Consider the following 16,876-nt stretch of genomic DNA (forward strand, 5'->3'; position numbering starts at 1 on the left):
TTGGTTCATTCGACCATGGTGCAAGTGTCTGTAGCGATCAATACAGGCATTGTAGGCCCTGCACGCCAGCTACCTCTTGATGCACCGGTTGTTACCATCCAACCCAAAAGAGTGCGCCAAAATGGGTAGCCCGAGGTAACACAAACAACCCGGCGGCTTGCCTCGAACCAACTACAAAGAGACAAGTCGCTGTTTAAAAAGAAAAAAATCAAAGTAGGCACGACAACTGCAGTAAGTCTGGGCAAGAACAACAAATTCCGGCGATCGTGGACAGCCAACAACAATAATCTGTCAGAACACGATCAGATCCGCCGCCCCAACAACAACAACGCTTCATGATGAAGCAGGCGGATTGGGCACTAGGCGACGCGGCCCCACAACAAGAACAACACGGGACCAGCGCAGCGCACATTCGTCGAACAACAACAATACGACGAAGCCCGGAGTACCAGGACGCGACGCGCCACAGACGACCGACCAACAAAAGCAACAAGGTCGTCAGAGCGCACTCTCGGCAACAATGACAATAAGCCGAGGGGAGGCATCATATGCCGTCGTGGTTGGATTATTGTTTTGAATACGAGGCGGTCGCCGTCAGGAGCGCCAATAACAACAATATCATTGCTTGCCTGAACCTCCTTGGTGACTGTGGTGCGTATTCAAGGCGATGCGCCATCACGAAGAAGAATCAGCAGCACGGACGCTGCATCCTGCTTTGATGGGGAGGCCCTTGGCCTCCCCTTCTGCTATCCGGCAATCACCACCGTCATGCCTGCTGGGCAGCCCACTTCGGCGCCAGCCCCTTATGGCTGACTCATGACGTTGAGGCGACCGCGCTTTGCAAGGTAGAAAGCGTCCGCTACACTCAACACCTTTCAGACCCCCGCGAGTCCATATCGCCGCATGATCAAAGGATTTACCCGCTTTCTGCAGAGCCCAGGAGAACACTTGAAGTCCCTGTTTGGAGCTCAGGAAGCCGTCGCAGGACCGCCGATGCCACGCGTACTCACTCGTGACGAACACCCCGTGTCCCGTCGCCAGTTCAGCGAAGCCTCCCTCAAGGTACTGTACCGGTTGCACAACGCAGGCTATGAAGCCTACCTGGTAGGTGGCTGTCTGCGTGACTCCTTGTTGGGCATCGACCCCAAGGACTTCGACGTCGCCACCGATGCCACTCCCGAGCAGGTGAAGCAGCTGTTTCGCAACTCACGCATCATCGGACGCCGCTTTCGCATCGTGCATGTGCGCTTTGGCCGTGAGGTCATCGAAGTCACCACGTTCCGTGGCAAGCCGCGTGATGACCATGGCGACCACCTCGCCTCACAATCCGATGATGGTCTGCTGTTGCGCGACAATGTGTGGGGCAATATCGAGGAAGACGCCCTGCGCCGCGACTTCACCGTGAACGCGCTGTACTACAACATTGCCGACTTCACGCTGCATGACTTTGCCGGCGGCGTCGATGACATCGCCTCGCGCACGCTGCGCCTGATTGGCGACCCCGAAACACGCTACCGTGAAGATCCGGTGCGCATGCTGCGCGCCATTCGCTTCGCGGCAAAGCTCGACTTCGATATCGCGCCGGACACCGAAGCGCCCATCGCCGAGATGGCACCGCTGTTGCTGCAGATTCCGCCCGCGCGCCTGTTCGACGAGATCTTGAAGCTGTTCCTCTCAGGAGAGGGGCTCGCTACCTTCCGGCTACTTCGAGATTACGGCCTGTTCGCCATGCTGTTCCCCGAGGCCGATGAGTGCATGGAAGAGCTGCCTTGGGCTGAGGCGCTGATCGAACAGGCACTGGAAAGTACCGACCGCCGCATTCGCGATGATCGTCCCGTCACGCCCGCCTTCCTGCTCGCTGCCTTTATGTGGGGGCCGGTATACTGCCGCCAGCGGGACCTTGAAGCCGAAGGCATGCCGCCCGTGCCCGCCTTGCAGGCCGCTGCCCAGCAAGTCATCAGCCGCGAGCTTCAGCATGTGTCCCTGCCCAAGCGCTTCAGCATGCCCATGCGAGACATCTGGGATCTGCAGCAACGGCTGCCCATGCGTCGCGGCAAGCGTGCCTTTCAGACCCGCGACCACCCACGCTTCCGTGCGGCCTACGACTTCCTGCTGCTGCGCGAGGCCGCGGGTGAGATCGCACCGGGCCTGGGTGACTGGTGGACGGCCTTTCAGGAGGCCGACGAGCACGAACAACGCCGACTGCTTGGCAAGGTGGGAGCCGACCCTGCTGGCACCGCAGCACCGCGCAAGCGCAGACGTCGCCGTCGCAAGCCGCGCAGCACCCCGCCTTCTTCGGATGAGTGAGCCCGATGGCAGCACGCTTCATCGCTCATATCGGCCTCGGCAGCAACCTGGAAAACCCGCGCAGGCAGGTTGAGACAGCACTGGCTGAACTCGACGGCCTGCCGCTTACCCGGCGCGTGGCGGCCTCGCGCCTGTACGCCAGCCGGCCTGTCGGTCCCCAGGATCAGCCGGATTTCGTCAACGCCGTTGCTACGCTTGAGACCGCGCTGTCGCCGCTGGCACTGCTGGATCAACTGCAAGCGCTGGAACAGCGCCATCGACGCAGAAGAGAGCGCCACTGGGGTCCTCGCACGCTGGACCTGGATCTCTTGTGGATGGCGAACATCACGCTTGCCCTCCCGCGGCTGACATTGCCCCATCCAGAGCTCGCCCACCGTGCCTTTGTCGTCCTGCCTCTGGCCGAACTCGATCCCGCACTGACCCTGGCAGATGGGCGGACCCTCGACAGCCTTGCTCAGCAGATGGAGGAGGCACTGCACCGCGGCGACCTGCAACTGCTGACGGCTTCCCCGGTAGACGGTTGACGCCGGTTCACCAAGACACAGGTGAAGCCGGTTCACAAAGACACAGTTGAAGACTCTCCCCCGCTTGGTCAATGTTACCTATCGACACAGATTCACCCATCGGTAACAATCCGCGGTAATCACTCAGGGGCGGCCACGATGCACGCCCTGTTGCCAACACGAGAACACGCCATGACTTCTGTCACCCTGAGCTCGCTGAAGGCTCGCAAGCGCGCCGGTGAACCCTTCAGCTGCCTGACCGCCTACGATGCGTCCTTCGCCGCCAGCGCCGGCCGCGCCGGTATCGACGTTCTGCTGGTCGGGGATTCCCTGGGCATGGTACTGCAGGGACACGACAGTACCCTGCCCGTCACCATGGACGACATCCTCTACCACACTCGCTGCGTCGCACGCGGCAAGGGTGACAGCCTGCTGATGGTCGACCTGCCGTTCATGGGCAATCCTAGCCGCGAGCGCCTGCTCGACAATGCCGCCGCGCTGATGCGCGCCGGTGCAGAGCTGGTCAAGGTCGAGGGCGAGGGTTGGATGGCGGACGATATCCGCGAGCTGACCCGACGTGGCGTGCCGGTATGCGCCCATCTCGGCCTCACTCCGCAAACCGTGCACCAACTGGGCGGGTACAAGGTTCAAGGCCGCGAAGCAGAAGCCGCCACCCGTATTCTGGAAGACGCGCGTCTGTTGGTCGACGCCGGCGCTTCCGTCATTCTGCTCGAATGCGTGCCTGCCAGCCTGGGCCGCGCGGTCAGCGAGGCCCTGGAGGTCCCGGTTATCGGTATAGGCGCGGGCCCAGACACCGACGGCCAGATCCTGGTGATGCACGATATCCTCGGGGTCACTCACGGGCGCACGCCGCGCTTCGTGAAGAACTTCCTGGCCGAGGCTGAAGATATCGAGGGTGCCTTCCGGCGCTACCACGAAGCGGTGCTCAGCCGCGAATTCCCCGCTGCAGAGCACTGTTTCTAGGAGAGTAGCATGCACGTCCACCCCGCCATCGCGGACCTGCGCGAGGCGCTGCGACCTCATCGCTTGGCCGGAGCCAGAATCGGCCTGGTACCGACCATGGGCAACCTGCATCAAGGCCACCTGGCCCTGGTCGAGGCAGCGCGAGAGCGCTGTGACCTGGTCGTCGCCTCGATCTTCGTCAACCCGCTGCAGTTCGGCCCGAGTGAGGACCTGGACAACTACCCGCGCACCATGGAAGCCGATCTGGCCAAGCTGGAAGCCGCGGGCTGCGATATGGTGTTCACCCCGACGCCGGCGATCATGTATCCCGAGGGACTCGAAGGCCAGACGCTGGTTCGCGTACCCGGGGTCAGCGAAGGTCTGTGCGGAGGTTCCCGCCCCGGGCACTTCGACGGCGTATCGACCGTGGTCAGCATGCTGTTTCACATCGTCCAGCCCGATGTCGCCTGCTTCGGCGAAAAGGATTATCAGCAGCTCGCGGTGATCCAGCGCATGGTTAGCGATCTCCACCTGCCCATCGAGATTGTCGCCGTCCCCACCGTACGCGAGGCGTCGGGCCTCGCGATGTCTTCGCGAAATGGTTATCTCAGCGCTGCCGAGCACGCCACCGCGGCTGAGCTGCAGGGCACTCTGGTGCAGCTGAAACAGGCGCTGCAGCAGGGCGAAGACGTCGCTCGCACCCTGCAAAACGGCAAGACACGCCTTGAGTCACTGGGTTTCAGGCCCGACTATCTGGAGCTACGCCGTCGTGATCTGGGTCACGTGGCTGCCGATACCCGCGAGGCCGTTCTCCTGGTGGCCGCTCGGCTCGGCGCCACACGCTTGATCGACAACCTGTTTGTGACACTGCCGCGCTAGGAGTCCGTATGCCATCGCTCAAGGACCAACTTGGATCGCTCGTCTATTCCACCGAGCACGGTGATATCTGTCCGCAGTGTCGAGCGCCCAAGGAGGCTTGCCGCTGTGATGAGATCGCTGACCAGGCACGCCTTGAAGAGCTGGACGGGATCGTGCGCATCCGCCGGGAAACCAGCGGTCGCAAGGGCAAGGGCGTCACCACCATCAGCGGTGTGCCGCTGGCCGAAAAGGAACTGAAGGCACTGGCCAAGGAGCTGAAGAAGCGCTGCGGTACCGGAGGCGCCCTGAAGGATGGCATCATCGAGATCCAGGGCGATCATCGTCAGGTGCTGAAGGAAGCCCTCGAGAAAAAAGGCTTCAAGGTCAAGCTGGCCGGTGGCTAATCATCCCTGGTACGCGACGAGAGGTAGCCGCGAGCAGAGGCAGAAAGAGGTGGCAGCCTAGGCGCCCCTCTGACGATACACCGCGCTGCTGGCGACAGCCCTGATAGCCTAAGCCCTGATAGCCTAAGCCCTGGTGACCACAGTCCTGAAAACCAGACCGCGGCTAGCCAGAACCCAGCTGGCTTGCCAATGCCGGCAATACCTGATCGACGGCCCCATCAAGCTTCAGGGTAAACAGGTCATCGGCACGGGTCTTGCCCAGGTTGATGCAGGCGACGGGCTTTCCGGCCTTGACGCTCTCGCGCACGAAGCGAAAACCAGAAAACACCATCAGCGACGACCCCACCACCAGCAAGGCGTCGCTATCATCGAGCAGGGCACGGGCGTCAGCCACAACAGCCGCAGGCACATTGTCACCGAAGAACACGACGTCTGGCTTCCAGATACCGTCACCGCAGCGCCCACAGGCAGGCACATCGAAGCGTGAAAAGTCGGCTTCCAGATCCGCATCTCCGTCAGGGGCGGCCGCGATCCCGGAGTGGTCGAAGGTCCAGTCAGGGTTGCGGCGCGCCAGCTCAGTATGCAGTGCATGCCGCATCTGGCGGGCACCACACTGCATGCAGACTACCTGATCGGCGCGGCCATGCAGGTCGATCACACGCCGGGAGCCACTGCGCTGATGCAGTCCATCGACGTTTTGGGTAATGATGCCGGACACCTTGCCGAGCCGCTCCAGTTCGGCCAGGGCACGATGGGCGAGGTTAGGCTTGGCGTCGTTGAGCACGCGAAAACCGATCAACGCCCGCGCCCAGTACCGCTGCCTTGCGCCATGGTGGGCCATGAAGTCACGATGATCGATCGGCGGGGAGCGTTTCCAGTCCCCCTTGGCATCGCGATAGTCGGGGATCCCGCTGGGCGTGCTGATACCCGCACCACTGAGCACGGCAATGCGCCGATGACGGTGACAGAAGTCGACCAGGGCGCTGGGTGATAAAGCTGCTGGCAGCAATGTCGGGCGGATAGCGTCCGGCATGATGGCTCCTCATCAGAGACAACAAAGGCCGGATCTGCCTGGCTATCCGGCGCCACCAGTTTACATGTCCAAGGGTCGCATGGCCCGGATGCCCCTTCATTGTCTACAATGGACAACATTCTGCTACGGGCAAGGAGTGCCGATGGCCTGGCTGGATTACCTGCTGCCACTGTTCTTTCTGTTTCCACTGGCGGCCGCCGCGACGGTGGTGGTGGCGCTGCGCAGCTTGCACGATCCGCGCGTGCATTCCCCGTTTGATGCACACCCCCTGCGAGAGCCAGGGCAGCTGCTGCGCGATCGCCTCGACAGAGCCTTCGCCAGTCTATTCTTGAATGCGGCACTGGGACCGGTGCTGGTGCTGACTCCGCTCGTCTACGGCATGGGCCGCATGCTGTTTTCACGCCACCAGAACTGGCTGGAATGGGCCTTCTACGGCGTGCTGTGCACCCTGCTTGCCATCGTATTCAGTTTCCGTCTGATGCGTGACTATCAACGCATTCGCCGGATCAAGCTCGGTCTGGCGTGTGAGCTGGCGGTCGGGCAGGAGCTGGAACGCCTTATCCGGCCTGAAGCTCACCCCTTTTTCGTCTTCCATGATGTGCCGGCCGACACCTTTCTGATCGACCATATCGCGATCACTCCCTACGGCGTCTTCGTGGTCGAGACGCGCGCACGTACGCCGGGTATCAGTCCATCGGGCGACGTTCAGGATACCGTCGTGGTAGAGCACGAGCGCCTGCGCTTCCCCGGCTGGCTAGAGCGCCGTCCGCAGCGCAAGGCTCGGCAAGCCACGCGCTGGGTGGCATCCTGGCTGTGCCGTGAGCTGGGACAGCCCGTGCCGGTACAGGGGATCCTGGCGCTGCCAGGCTGGAAGATCGAGCGTGAAGTGAGCGCAGATGATCTCCAGGTCGTCAGCGGCGAAGGCCTGGCAGCCCATCTGACCGACGCCCGCCCCGCTAACACGGCCATGGACCCCGTCCTCCACGACCGGGTGATCGATGCCCTCCAGAAACGTGCCCTGACGCGAGAGCTGAGCCATCTGGAAGGCCCCTCTGTCTAACCGGAGCAACGCTAGCTGTTGCGGCGCAGCTCGATGCGGGCCGGGCAACGCCCGAAGGCCACCGACGCGAGGCTGTGCCGGGCAGGGAAGTCGTCGACGTGCTCGGCCTCGATGCCGACGCGTATTTCCGTCAGCAGGCGATTGCCTGGCCCACCACACACCAGCGCCAGTGCACGGCCGCTCCCCCGACCAAAGCTTTCCTCGAAGGCAGCGATCAGATCGCGGCGTGCCACGGTACGGCCTCGCTGTGCTCGCACGAATGCTCCCAGCGCACTGTCGTTGACGATCTCCACCAGGGCCAGCGAGCCATCAAAGTACTGGTCATCCGTCATCCCCATGCAGGCCCCGTGCTTGGCGTATTCGTAGCGATCCAGACAGCTGGCACTACCAGGCATGGCGGCCGTCAGCTCCTGCTCCAGGGCACTGTCGGACAGTGCAATCGCGGGGCCCGCCTGACAGAAGTCTCCCGCCGGTCTCGGACGCTCGATGAAACACCCTTGCCGCTGCCATTCCTGCGTACTCAGTCCCTGGGCGATCCAGCGATCTGGGCGAGATGGCCATAGCCCGTGCAAGACAAAGCCCTCATCGGTACCCGCCAGCAACGCGGGGTCACGACATTCCCGCGGCGGCTGACGACGGCTGCCGCAAAAGCCGGGATGCCAGGTCAAGGCCAGGACATAATGGTCAAAATGCGGTTGCTCCAGATCCAGCAGCGCTGCGCGCTGCTCCTCCGCGTCGTGGGCCTCGACCGTGCTCCCCAACATTGCCAGGGCCAAGGCCAGCGCCAGGGCCAGGGACAGGGACAGGGACAGAACCCAACGCTGACCTGGCTTGTCGGCCACCACCGTCGCGTAGGTCATCCGAGCTCCCCGCAGGCGACTTGCAAAGGCGCGCCACAGTTGGCAAGGTGCGCGCCCTCGATATTTCCACTCTGTTGTCTTTCTGGATAACTGTTTCATGAAGCTGATCACCTTTGATCCGTTACGGAGCCTGGGGATCTCGCAGGCGCGCTATATCAAGCCTGACCACATGGACGAGCACCGCCAGGAATTGGCGGAAGCTGACGCCCTGCTGTTCCCCGAGTACTGGCAGATCAACGCCCTGGCCTATGGCCTTGGCCAACGAGTCTTCCCTAGCCTGGCAACCTATCACCTGGGCCATGACAAGATAGAGCAGACGCGCGCTTTCCGCGCCTGCTGTCCGGAAGCGACGCCAGACACTGCCATCCTGGGCGTCAATTCCCAGGCGATACACGACGTGGAGGCACGCTTTGGCTACCCCTTTGTGGCCAAGCGGGTGCGCAGTGCCATGGGGCAGGGTGTGAGCCTGATTCGCTCTCGGCAAGCGCTGATCGACTATCTGTCCAGTGAGAACCTGCTCTACGCCCAACGCTATCTGCCGATCGACCGAGACCTGCGTATCGTGGTAGTAGGGAAGCGTATCCTAGCCGCCTACTGGCGCCAGAGTCCGCTGGATGACTTTCGCACCAATGTGGCGCGAGGTGGAGAAATCCGCCACGACCCAGTGCCCGATGCGGCGCTAGCGCTGGTAAAGCGCCTGTCGTCACGGCTGGGCATCGACCACGCGGGCTTCGACATTGCCATGGTCGAGGGGCGCCCCATGGTACTCGAATTCAACCGACTGTTCGGAAATCAGGGCATCGACGCGCCTGAAACCACCGTCCCAACCGCCATTCTCGAGCATCTGGGCGCCCCCTCACTGCCGCAGGCAGCCTGACGACGACCCTCGCAACAAGGGCCGCCGCGCCGCGTCCACTACAGGCGAGAAGGATGACTGCCGGGGTCACCCTCCACATGGGGACGATCATCATGGCTGACGCCATGATGTTCACCTTCCGGAAGCTCCCAGGTGCCTTCCTCGGTCCAGGGGTCATCCTCCGGGAACTCCTCGATATAGATTTCCTTGTCGGTATAGTCAGGCTGATAGCGCAGGTCGTAGTGCGCCGCTCGCACCGTCGAGATACACAGCAGCAGCGCCACCAGCAGCAACGGCACCCCACCCACGACGGATGCTGTCTGCAGGGTCTCCAGGCCTCCGATGAACATCAGTACCGCCGGCATGAACGACAGCGCGAAGGCCCAGAACAGTCGATTCCATCGCATCGGCTCTTCATCGACCTCCTTCTGCACCACTGCTGCCAGGATGTAGGAAATCGAGTCGAAGGTGGTGGCCGTGAAGATCAGGGCCAGCAAGGTGAAGGCGAAAATCACCAGATAGCTCAGCGGCAGGGTCGACAGGGTGGCAAAGATGGCCGCCGTGGCGCTCTCTTCGTTGAGGATGGTGACCAGGTCCAGGGTGCCGGACAGGTGCAGGTAGAGGCCGTAGTTGCCCAGCACGATAAAGAACAGGGCACAGCCGAGGGAGCCGAAGAAGATCGATCCCGCCACCATGGAGCGAATGGTCCGCCCACGCGAGATGCGCGCAATGAACAGCCCCACGCTGGGCGCAAACACCAGCCACCAGGCCCAGTAGAAGATGGTCCAGTCCTGGGGGAAGTGAGTGGACTGGAAATTCTCGAATCGCGCAAAGGGCTCGGTCCAGGTGCCCATGTGCACCAGGTTGCTGAGAACCCGCCCCAAGGCGTCCAATCCGGTGCTGGCCATGAACTCGGTGGGCCCCACGACGAAGACGAAGACCAGCAGCCCGGTGGCCAACCAGAAGTTGATGTCGGAGAGCACCTTGATCCCCTTCTTGAGCCCCACAAAGGCACTGTAGCCAAAGATCGCGGTGCACAGCATCAGCACGAAGATTCGCGCGGCCAGGGTCTTGGGCACACCAAACAGCTCATACAGCCCTTCATTGATCAGCGGGGCCGCCAAGCCCAGCGTGGTGGCCCCGCCGCCGAGCATGCCAAACACGAACAGCACATCGATCAGTTTGCCTGGCCAGCGATGGGCGCGACTCTCACCCAGCACGGGCATCAGGGCCTCGCTGATCTTGAGCACGCTGTGATTGCGCACATAGTAGAAGTAGGCGATCGGGATGGCCGGAATCAGATAGATTGACCACGCCACCGGGCCCCAGTGAAAAATGCCGTAGGCCGCCGCCCATCGAGCGGCATCCGGCGACAGAGGCTCGGCGTGAAACGGTGGCGCCTGGTAGTAGTAGATCCACTCGATCATCGACCAGTACAGGATCGAGGCTCCGATCCCTGCACAGAACAGCATCGCTGCCCAGGATACCGTCGAGAACTCGGGTTGTTCTTCAGGGTCCCCGAGCTTGATCTGCCCAATATCGCTGAACACGATAAACAGCATGAAGCCGCTCGCGCCCAGCCCGAGCGCCAGATAGAGCACGCCAAGTTCATTGGTGATGAAGTTCTTGGCTGCCAGCACCCAGGTGGCGCCCTGTTCGGGAAAGATCACCAGGGGCACAGTGACGGCAAGAAGAAGGAACAGCGAACCGAAGAAGGTCGGTTTGTCGATCACGTCAAAGCCATGATCGCTCTGGGGGGGCGTCTGCGTTTTCACAAATCAATCCCTTGTTATGTTTTTCCCCCTCAGTATACGAGAAAACCGCGTGGCGCCACCGTGCCGGCACCTCCGGTGGCCCACGCTACCTGCGCTTGCGTCAACGCCGCGGTGCCCTGCACCGACAGCAAGCCGCTGAGCAGGCCTGCCTAATCCCCGCGCAGCTTGCCGCCCATCTCCTGGGCCAGGTCTACCGCGTAGTGATCGGTCATGCCGCCGATAAAGTCCAGCATACGACGGTAGCTGTCATACAAGGACCAGGACGGCAGCGGCGTATTCTCGCCGATCAACGCCAATACCCGCTGATGCTTGAAGCTCGAATGCCCGGTGTGATGCAGCTCATGCGCCGCACCGATAAAGGCCTCCAGCAGGATGCCCAACGTCGTGTAGGCGCCGATTTCCAGCTTGGCCTTGCGCGTGTTCTGGAAGATCCGCTTGCGCGCCAGCTGCTTGGCCAGCTTCACCCCCCAATCAAGGTCCGGGTGGCATAGCTCCAACAGGTCTTGCTGCAGCGTGCCTGACAGCAGTTCCTGCTCGTGTTCGACGAAGACCTTGCCAACATCGGTGACGGCCCGCTCCATGGCCGCCCCCCGCAGCGCCGCGATACGGCGTCGCTGAGACACGCCATTGCGACACATCTCGGCATAGTCCGCTGGCTCTCCCCCGGCAATCTGGGTGAGAATTTCCGCCACCTCGTCAAAGTCCAGGATGTCCATCTCCACCCCGTCCTCGAGATCCAGCAAGGCGTAGCAGATGTCGTCTGCCGCCTCTACCAGCCAGGCCAGGGGATGACGGCACCAGCGATGCTCGCCCTGGGGGATCAGGCCCAGGTGCTCCGCCACCTGTGCCAGCGCGGGAAGCTCGCTCTGATAGCAGCCGAACTTGCCGGCCTGGCCACCGTGGGTCACTGTCCATGGATACTTCAACAGCGTGCCCAGGGTCGCCGCGGTGAGGCGCATGCCGCCACGAAACTGGTTGTATTCGATCTGGGTCACGATGCGAAAGCCCTGAGCATTGCCTTCGTAGGTCAGCAGGTCTTCACGCTCCAGCGGCGTCAGCCCGTCGAGCAAGCCGCTACCATTGTTCTCGGCACACTTGAACCAGTCACGGATGGCATACTCGCCGGCGTGACCGAAGGGCGGGTTGCCGATGTCATGGCCCAGACACGCCGCCTGGATGATGACGCCGAGATCCGCTGGGGTGATCCAAGCAGGCAGGCGATCACGCAGCAGCTCGCCCACGCTCATGCCCAGCGAGCGGCCTACACAGCCAACCTCCAGCGAATGCGTCAGGCGGGTGTGGATATGATCATTGTCGGTCAACGGGTGCACCTGGGTCTTGCGCCCCAGGCGACGGAAGGAACCCGCAAAGACAATCCGGTCATGGTCCTTGTGAAAGGGACTGCGCCCCACTTCATCGTGGGTGCTGCCACGTGGATCGTGCAATCGGACCGGATCCAGCAGGCGTTCCCAGTTCATGGTTTTCATGGCGGCTCCCTCCTTGTGAACCGCCATTCTGACACCAGCACCCTCATCAAGGCCACGCTCACCGAGAGCTCAGCCAATTTCCCAGGGCATACCGCCGCTCATCAGCCCTGGCGCCTTCCTGGCTTACTTGAGGCGGCGCCGGAGTAACATGGCGTAGACAGCCCCGGCGATGATCAACGTCACCGCGAAGACATAGATGCCGATGGAAATCCCGCTGTTCACCAGGATGCTCCAGTCGCCACCGCTGATCGACATGGCACGCCGCAGGTTGAACTCCATCTGACCGCCCAGCAGCAAGCCCAGCACCACCGGCACGGTCGGTATCTCCAGCTTGCGCAGGACATAGCCGAGCACCCCGAACGCCAGCATCATGTACAGATCGAAGGGACTATTGTTGAGCGAATAGACGCCCACGAAGGCGATCAGCACCACCATCGGCATCAGCAGCCAGCTGGGCGCCTGCAGCACACGAGCAAACAGTCCGACCAGCGGCACATTGAGGATCAGCAGCATGATGTTGCCGATAAACAGCGCCGCCACCAGCCCCCACACCATCTCCGGCTGCTGCGCGAACAGCAGCGGCCCCGGGGTGATGTTCATCGACAGCAGCAGCGCCAGCAGAATCGCCGTGGTGCCGCTTCCAGGAATCCCCAGCGACAGCATCGGAATCAACGCACCACCGGCAGCGGCATTGTTGCCGGCTTCCGGTGCAGCGACGCCGCGAGGGTCGCCGTTGCCGAAATCGCCTTTCGCCCCCAGCCAGCGCTTTTCCAGCATATAGGAGAGAAAGCTACCCAAGGAGGCACCGGCTCCGGGCAACACCCCCGACACGAAGCCGATCAGCGAGCCGCGTCCAATGCTGCCCTTGCAGGACAGCGACGACGTCATGCCCGGCCAGGCCGAACCCAGCTGGACGTGAGGCTTGTCGGCATCGTGGCGTTTTTCCAGAAACACCAGACACTCGGAGATCGCAAACAGGCCGACCAGCGCTACGATGAAATCGATGCCGTCATACAGTTCGAAGGTACCAAAGGTATATCTGGCGACGCTGGACACCGGATCGATGCCCACGGTGCCCAGCAACAGTCCCAGGCACGCAGCAATGAAACTCTTGGTGAAGCTACCGCTGGTCACGCCGCCGATGGTGGCAAACGCCAGCAGGAACAGCGCGAAGTATTCCGCTGGCCCAAACTTGATGGCCAGATCGACCAGCAGCGGGGCGAACAGGGTCAAGCCGATGGTGGCGATGGTTGCCCCCACGAAGGACGCCACCGCCGACAGCCCCAGGGCCTCACCACCGCGGCCTTTCAGCGCCATGGGGTAGCCGTCGAGGGTCGTCATCATGGCCGGCTCGTCACCGGGAATATTGAGCACGATGGAGCTGATACGCCCCCCGTACATGCAGCCGTAGTAGACGCTGACCAACAGGATCAGGGCCGCCGTGGGCTCCAGTCCGAAGTTGAACGCCAGCGGGATCATCAGGGCCACCCCGTTGACCGGCCCGAGTCCCGGCAAGGCGCCGATCAGGGTGCCCACCGCACAACCGATCAGCGCCAGCAGCAGAAATTCCGGCTGAGTCGCGACCGCGAAGCCCTGGGCAAGAAACGCTAAGGTATCCATGTCAGGCAGCTCCCCACCAGGGTACGTTCGGCAACGGCATGCCGAGGCCAAACTCGAACAGCACATAGAGCCCCACCGCCAGTCCGGTCCCGGCCACCATGGCCTGCTGCCAACGGGCACCAAACAGCCGCGTCAGCAGGACGGCACCGACCAGCGTGGCAGGCAGGAAGCCCAGCGCTTCCAGCACGCCCGCATAGGCAGCCAGCAACAGCAACACTGCCAGCTGACGTGCAAGCCCGGCACGATCCGGCCAGCGCTCGTTAAAGCCCGGCCGAAACAGCAGATACGCCGACAATAGGCCTAGCGGCAGACTGACCAGCCGGGGGAAAGCCCCCGGCCCTACCGGCTGCATGAAGCCAGTGACGAAGCTGTGCGAATGCCACCAGGCGCCCAGCGCCAGCAGCAGCAACACCGCCCCCGCGATACGATCACCGACCGGTGCCGGCCGGCGATCATGATTCAGCTCGAGGTCATCGGTGTGACTCATTGAATAACCCCGATCTCCCGAGAGATCGCCTCGACCCGCTCGATGGACTCGACCACGAAGGAGGAGAACTCATCGCCACCGCGCCACAGCGGAACCAGGCCATTCTGGGCAGCGACCTCTTTCCATTGGTCGCTGGCGTACAGGGTTTCGAGGTCCTCTACCATGCTGGCATAGTCGTCGTCAGAGACGTCGCCACCGGTGTAGAAACCGCGCCAGTTGTAGCCGGTCACGTCGTAACCCTGGCTGACGGCGGTGGGCAGCTGGTCGAAGGGCGCCGGCAGCGGATCTTCTGACAGCACCCCCAGCACACGCACGTCACCCGATTCGATGAAACCTGCCACTTCGCCCAGGTCTGTCGACACCACATCCACATGGTTGCCCATCATCTGGGTCACCGCGGGACCGCCACCATCGAACTGCACCCAACGCAGGGCGCCTACCTGGTCCCCAGGCAGCCCCGCTGCCTTGGCCAGCATCAAGGCCCGGATGTGGTCCCATCCACCCGCACCGCTGGAGCCGGCTACCGCCACAGAAGAGGGGTCCGCCACGATGGCCTCGAGCAGTTGTTCGAGGCTTTCGTATTCGCTTTCGTCATCGACCAGGATGACCCCGACATCGGTACCCAGCATCGCCAGCCAGCGCATGGTCTCGGCACCGCCGGGATAGCGGCCCTGGGCAATCTGAGTCATGCCCACCGTGCTGGTCGCCACCATCAAATCACTGTCATCGGCGCGCTTGGCCGCCACATTCGAAAAGGCCACGGCACCGACACCGCCCGGCATGTTGGTGACTTGTACCGTGCCGTCCGTCAGTTCGAGGTCGGTCAGCAACTTGCCGACACTACGACAGGTAAAGTCCCAGCCACCGCCGGGGTCTGCCGGGGCAATGCACTCATCGATGGGCACGGCGTTGACGGTCGAGGACAGACCAAGACCCAGCGCGAGCAGCGGCAGTCCAATACGAGGCTTGAGCGAGAATGGCATGAGCAGGGCTCCTTGCAGCATTTGTTGATTATTGGGGTATGTCGTGTTGTGGTGGCCACCGCCACCGGTGTCAGCGTTGCTTGCGGTGAAGCGACAGGTACCTGGGTCGCCGCTGTCCTCCCATCACCTGGACAGCTGTTGCGGATGACCGCTACCGAGCGGATCGGCATCTTCTACACGGCAGCGTGTTGACTTGCGCGTGTTCTATCGGATTAGCCAATACCTCTACGTTGCGCCGTCTCGCCTGGCTGTCTTCGCGCTCGCCTGTCGACGGCTCCGAGCAGAGGCCGCTCCGTGGCCAGGCTAGACAACGCCCCGACGACGCAGGTCTTCGCACTGTGTTGCGTCAAAACCCAGCTCCGCCAGCACCTCGGCAGTATGCTCGCCAAGTTTAGGGGCCGGGCGCTGCAGCGCGGCCGGAGCCTCACGCATCTTGATCGGGAAGCCGGTCGTTGCGATCGTTCCCGCCTCGCCCTGATTCAATTCCAGGCGCATCTGCTGGTCCAGAATCTGAGGGTCGGAGAAGGTCTCGCGAAGATCTTGAACGCGACCGCAGGGCACTCCTGCAGCATTGAGATGATCAATCCACTCCGCCACGCTGCGCTGTCGCGTGACACCATTGAGTATCTCGCGAAGGGCGTCGCGATTGGCCATGCGCTGGCGATTGTCGGCAAAGCGGGGCTGCTCGAGCAGCGCATGCTGTCCCAGGGCTTCCAGCAGCCTGCGCACCATCACTTCACTGCTGGGGGCGATGGCCACCTCGCCATCGGCAGCCTCGAACAGTCCGTAGGGGTAAAGCATCGGGTGATCATTGCCGGTCCGCGTCGGGACCTTGCCCGTGGCAAAGAACTCCGCCGCCAGATACCCCAGCATTGCCACCAGGCCATTGGTCAGCGCCGTTTCCAGAATCTCCCCTTGCCCGGTTCGCTCACGCCTTACCAGTGCGGCGCTGACACCGAAGGCCAAGTTGAGACTGGCGACCATGTCACTGATGGGGGGCGCCGCTCGCATTGGCTCGCCGCCCTCGGCACCATTGACGCCCATGAAGCCACTCATGGCCTGGGCCACAAAGTCATAGGCGGGCCGGTCACGGTAGGGTCCGGTGGAACCAAATCCATTGATACGGCCGACCACCAGCCGAGGAAAACGTGTCCTCAGGGTGTCATCATCAAGCCCCATCTTCGCCAGCACCCCTGGTCGGAAGTTCTCCACCAGGACATCGGCATCCGCGAGCAGGCGGTCAAGCACCTGACGCCCCTCAGCGGTGCGCAGGTTGAGGGTCATGGAGCGCTTGTTGCGGTTGAACTGGGCAAAGTAGGCGCTGAAGCCGTTGACCATGTTGCCCTGCTGGCGCACCACATCACCTTCGCCCGGTGTTTCCACCTTGATCACCTCTGCCCCGTGATCCCCCAGCATCTGGCTGGCAAAAGGGCCGGAGATCACGCGTGTCAGGTCGATGACCCTGATGCCAGCCAGGCTCCCTGACAATCGCGTACTGTCCTGCACGGGTGCTTCCATGACGCTCATCCTGTCCGTTCAGCGAAGGGGCTCTGCCGAGAAACATCGACATTTCGACAATATAGTGGCTGACCCCGCATGTTGGACATACGCCTTTTCGCTGAGATGACAGGGGGTACGCGGCCAGTCAGACCGCCTGGGGTATTTCCCTCGAAGGACGAT

General features: G+C 62.5%; 15 protein-coding genes. 7 read left to right on the forward strand and 8 right to left on the reverse strand.

The window, feature by feature from the left end; genetic code table 11:
• Window positions 1-903 precede the first annotated feature (903 nt).
• The 5 genes from pcnB (at window position 904) to KUW18_RS03745 (ending at window position 5,035) form a co-directional block, all read left to right on the forward strand.
• Window positions 904-2,307, forward strand: coding sequence for a polynucleotide adenylyltransferase PcnB (gene pcnB / locus KUW18_RS03725; RefSeq protein ID WP_206943904.1), 1,404 nt, complete (start codon window positions 904-906; stop codon window positions 2,305-2,307).
• 5 nt (window positions 2,308-2,312) lie between these two features.
• Window positions 2,313-2,831, forward strand: coding sequence for a 2-amino-4-hydroxy-6-hydroxymethyldihydropteridine diphosphokinase (gene folK / locus KUW18_RS03730; protein ID WP_222560831.1), 519 nt, complete (start codon window positions 2,313-2,315; stop codon window positions 2,829-2,831).
• Window positions 2,832-3,002: 171 nt separating this feature from the next.
• The gene (panB, locus tag KUW18_RS03735; protein WP_206943900.1) at window positions 3,003-3,794 is read left to right on the forward strand and encodes a 3-methyl-2-oxobutanoate hydroxymethyltransferase; all 792 of its coding nucleotides are present in this window, start codon (window positions 3,003-3,005) and stop codon (window positions 3,792-3,794) included.
• A gap of 9 nt (window positions 3,795-3,803) precedes the next feature.
• Window positions 3,804-4,652 (forward strand): pantoate--beta-alanine ligase, encoded by an 849-nt coding sequence (gene panC, locus KUW18_RS03740; protein WP_222162479.1) that lies wholly within the window; start codon window positions 3,804-3,806, stop codon window positions 4,650-4,652.
• Window positions 4,653-4,660: 8 nt separating this feature from the next.
• Window positions 4,661-5,035: a translation initiation factor Sui1 gene (locus KUW18_RS03745; RefSeq protein WP_222238941.1), complete on the forward strand. Its 375-nt coding sequence runs from the start codon at window positions 4,661-4,663 to the stop codon at window positions 5,033-5,035.
• Between the two features lie 163 nt (window positions 5,036-5,198).
• On the opposite strand, the gene KUW18_RS03750 is transcribed toward KUW18_RS03745, so the two are convergent.
• Window positions 5,199-6,068, reverse strand: a complete 870-nt coding sequence (locus KUW18_RS03750; RefSeq protein ID WP_222162477.1) for an NAD-dependent protein deacetylase — start codon at window positions 6,066-6,068, stop codon at window positions 5,199-5,201.
• A 142-nt stretch (window positions 6,069-6,210) separates the two neighbouring features.
• Between KUW18_RS03750 and KUW18_RS03755 the strand changes: the two genes are divergently transcribed.
• A complete protein-coding gene (locus KUW18_RS03755; protein WP_206943893.1) occupies window positions 6,211-7,128 on the forward strand; it encodes a nuclease-related domain-containing protein in 918 nt (305 codons plus the stop codon).
• An 11-nt stretch (window positions 7,129-7,139) separates the two neighbouring features.
• Here the strand turns inward: KUW18_RS03755 and KUW18_RS03760 are convergent, their stop codons facing one another.
• Complete coding sequence (locus KUW18_RS03760; protein WP_222560832.1) at window positions 7,140-7,988, reverse strand: ribonuclease T2 family protein; 849 nt, start codon at window positions 7,986-7,988, stop codon at window positions 7,140-7,142.
• A 97-nt stretch (window positions 7,989-8,085) separates the two neighbouring features.
• On the opposite strand from KUW18_RS03760, the gene KUW18_RS03765 reads away from it, so the two are divergent.
• The gene (locus tag KUW18_RS03765; RefSeq protein WP_222162475.1) at window positions 8,086-8,865 is read left to right on the forward strand and encodes a RimK family alpha-L-glutamate ligase; all 780 of its coding nucleotides are present in this window, start codon (window positions 8,086-8,088) and stop codon (window positions 8,863-8,865) included.
• A 38-nt stretch (window positions 8,866-8,903) separates the two neighbouring features.
• Here the strand turns inward: KUW18_RS03765 and KUW18_RS03770 are convergent, their stop codons facing one another.
• The 6 genes from KUW18_RS03770 to KUW18_RS03795 all read right to left on the reverse strand — a co-directional run bounded on the left by KUW18_RS03770 (window position 8,904) and on the right by KUW18_RS03795 (window position 16,714).
• On the reverse strand, window positions 8,904-10,619 hold the full coding sequence (locus tag KUW18_RS03770) for a BCCT family transporter (RefSeq protein WP_222483939.1): 1,716 nt from the start codon (window positions 10,617-10,619) through the stop codon (window positions 8,904-8,906).
• A gap of 149 nt (window positions 10,620-10,768) precedes the next feature.
• A complete protein-coding gene (locus KUW18_RS03775) occupies window positions 10,769-12,106 on the reverse strand; it encodes a deoxyguanosinetriphosphate triphosphohydrolase (protein WP_222238945.1) in 1,338 nt (445 codons plus the stop codon).
• 123 nt (window positions 12,107-12,229) lie between these two features.
• Entirely contained in the window at window positions 12,230-13,726 is a 1,497-nt protein-coding gene (locus KUW18_RS03780) for a tripartite tricarboxylate transporter permease (RefSeq protein ID WP_206943883.1), read from the reverse strand.
• 1 nt (window position 13,727) lies between these two features.
• Window positions 13,728-14,213 carry a tripartite tricarboxylate transporter TctB family protein gene (locus KUW18_RS03785; protein WP_222483940.1) on the reverse strand — a complete coding sequence of 162 codons (486 nt, stop codon included), beginning with the start codon at window positions 14,211-14,213 and terminating at the stop codon, window positions 13,728-13,730.
• Window positions 14,210-15,196 carry a Bug family tripartite tricarboxylate transporter substrate binding protein gene (locus tag KUW18_RS03790; RefSeq protein ID WP_206943879.1) on the reverse strand — a complete coding sequence of 329 codons (987 nt, stop codon included), beginning with the start codon at window positions 15,194-15,196 and terminating at the stop codon, window positions 14,210-14,212. Before KUW18_RS03790 ends, KUW18_RS03785 begins: the two co-directional genes overlap by 4 nt.
• A 303-nt stretch (window positions 15,197-15,499) precedes the next feature.
• Window positions 15,500-16,714 (reverse strand): CaiB/BaiF CoA transferase family protein, encoded by a 1,215-nt coding sequence (locus KUW18_RS03795; RefSeq protein WP_222560833.1) that lies wholly within the window; start codon window positions 16,712-16,714, stop codon window positions 15,500-15,502.
• Between the last annotated feature and the right edge of the window lie 162 nt (window positions 16,715-16,876).

Source organism: Halomonas sp. DP5Y7-2 (assembly GCF_019802025.1).
GTDB classification, from domain to species: domain Bacteria; phylum Pseudomonadota; class Gammaproteobacteria; order Pseudomonadales; family Halomonadaceae; genus Halomonas; species Halomonas litopenaei_A.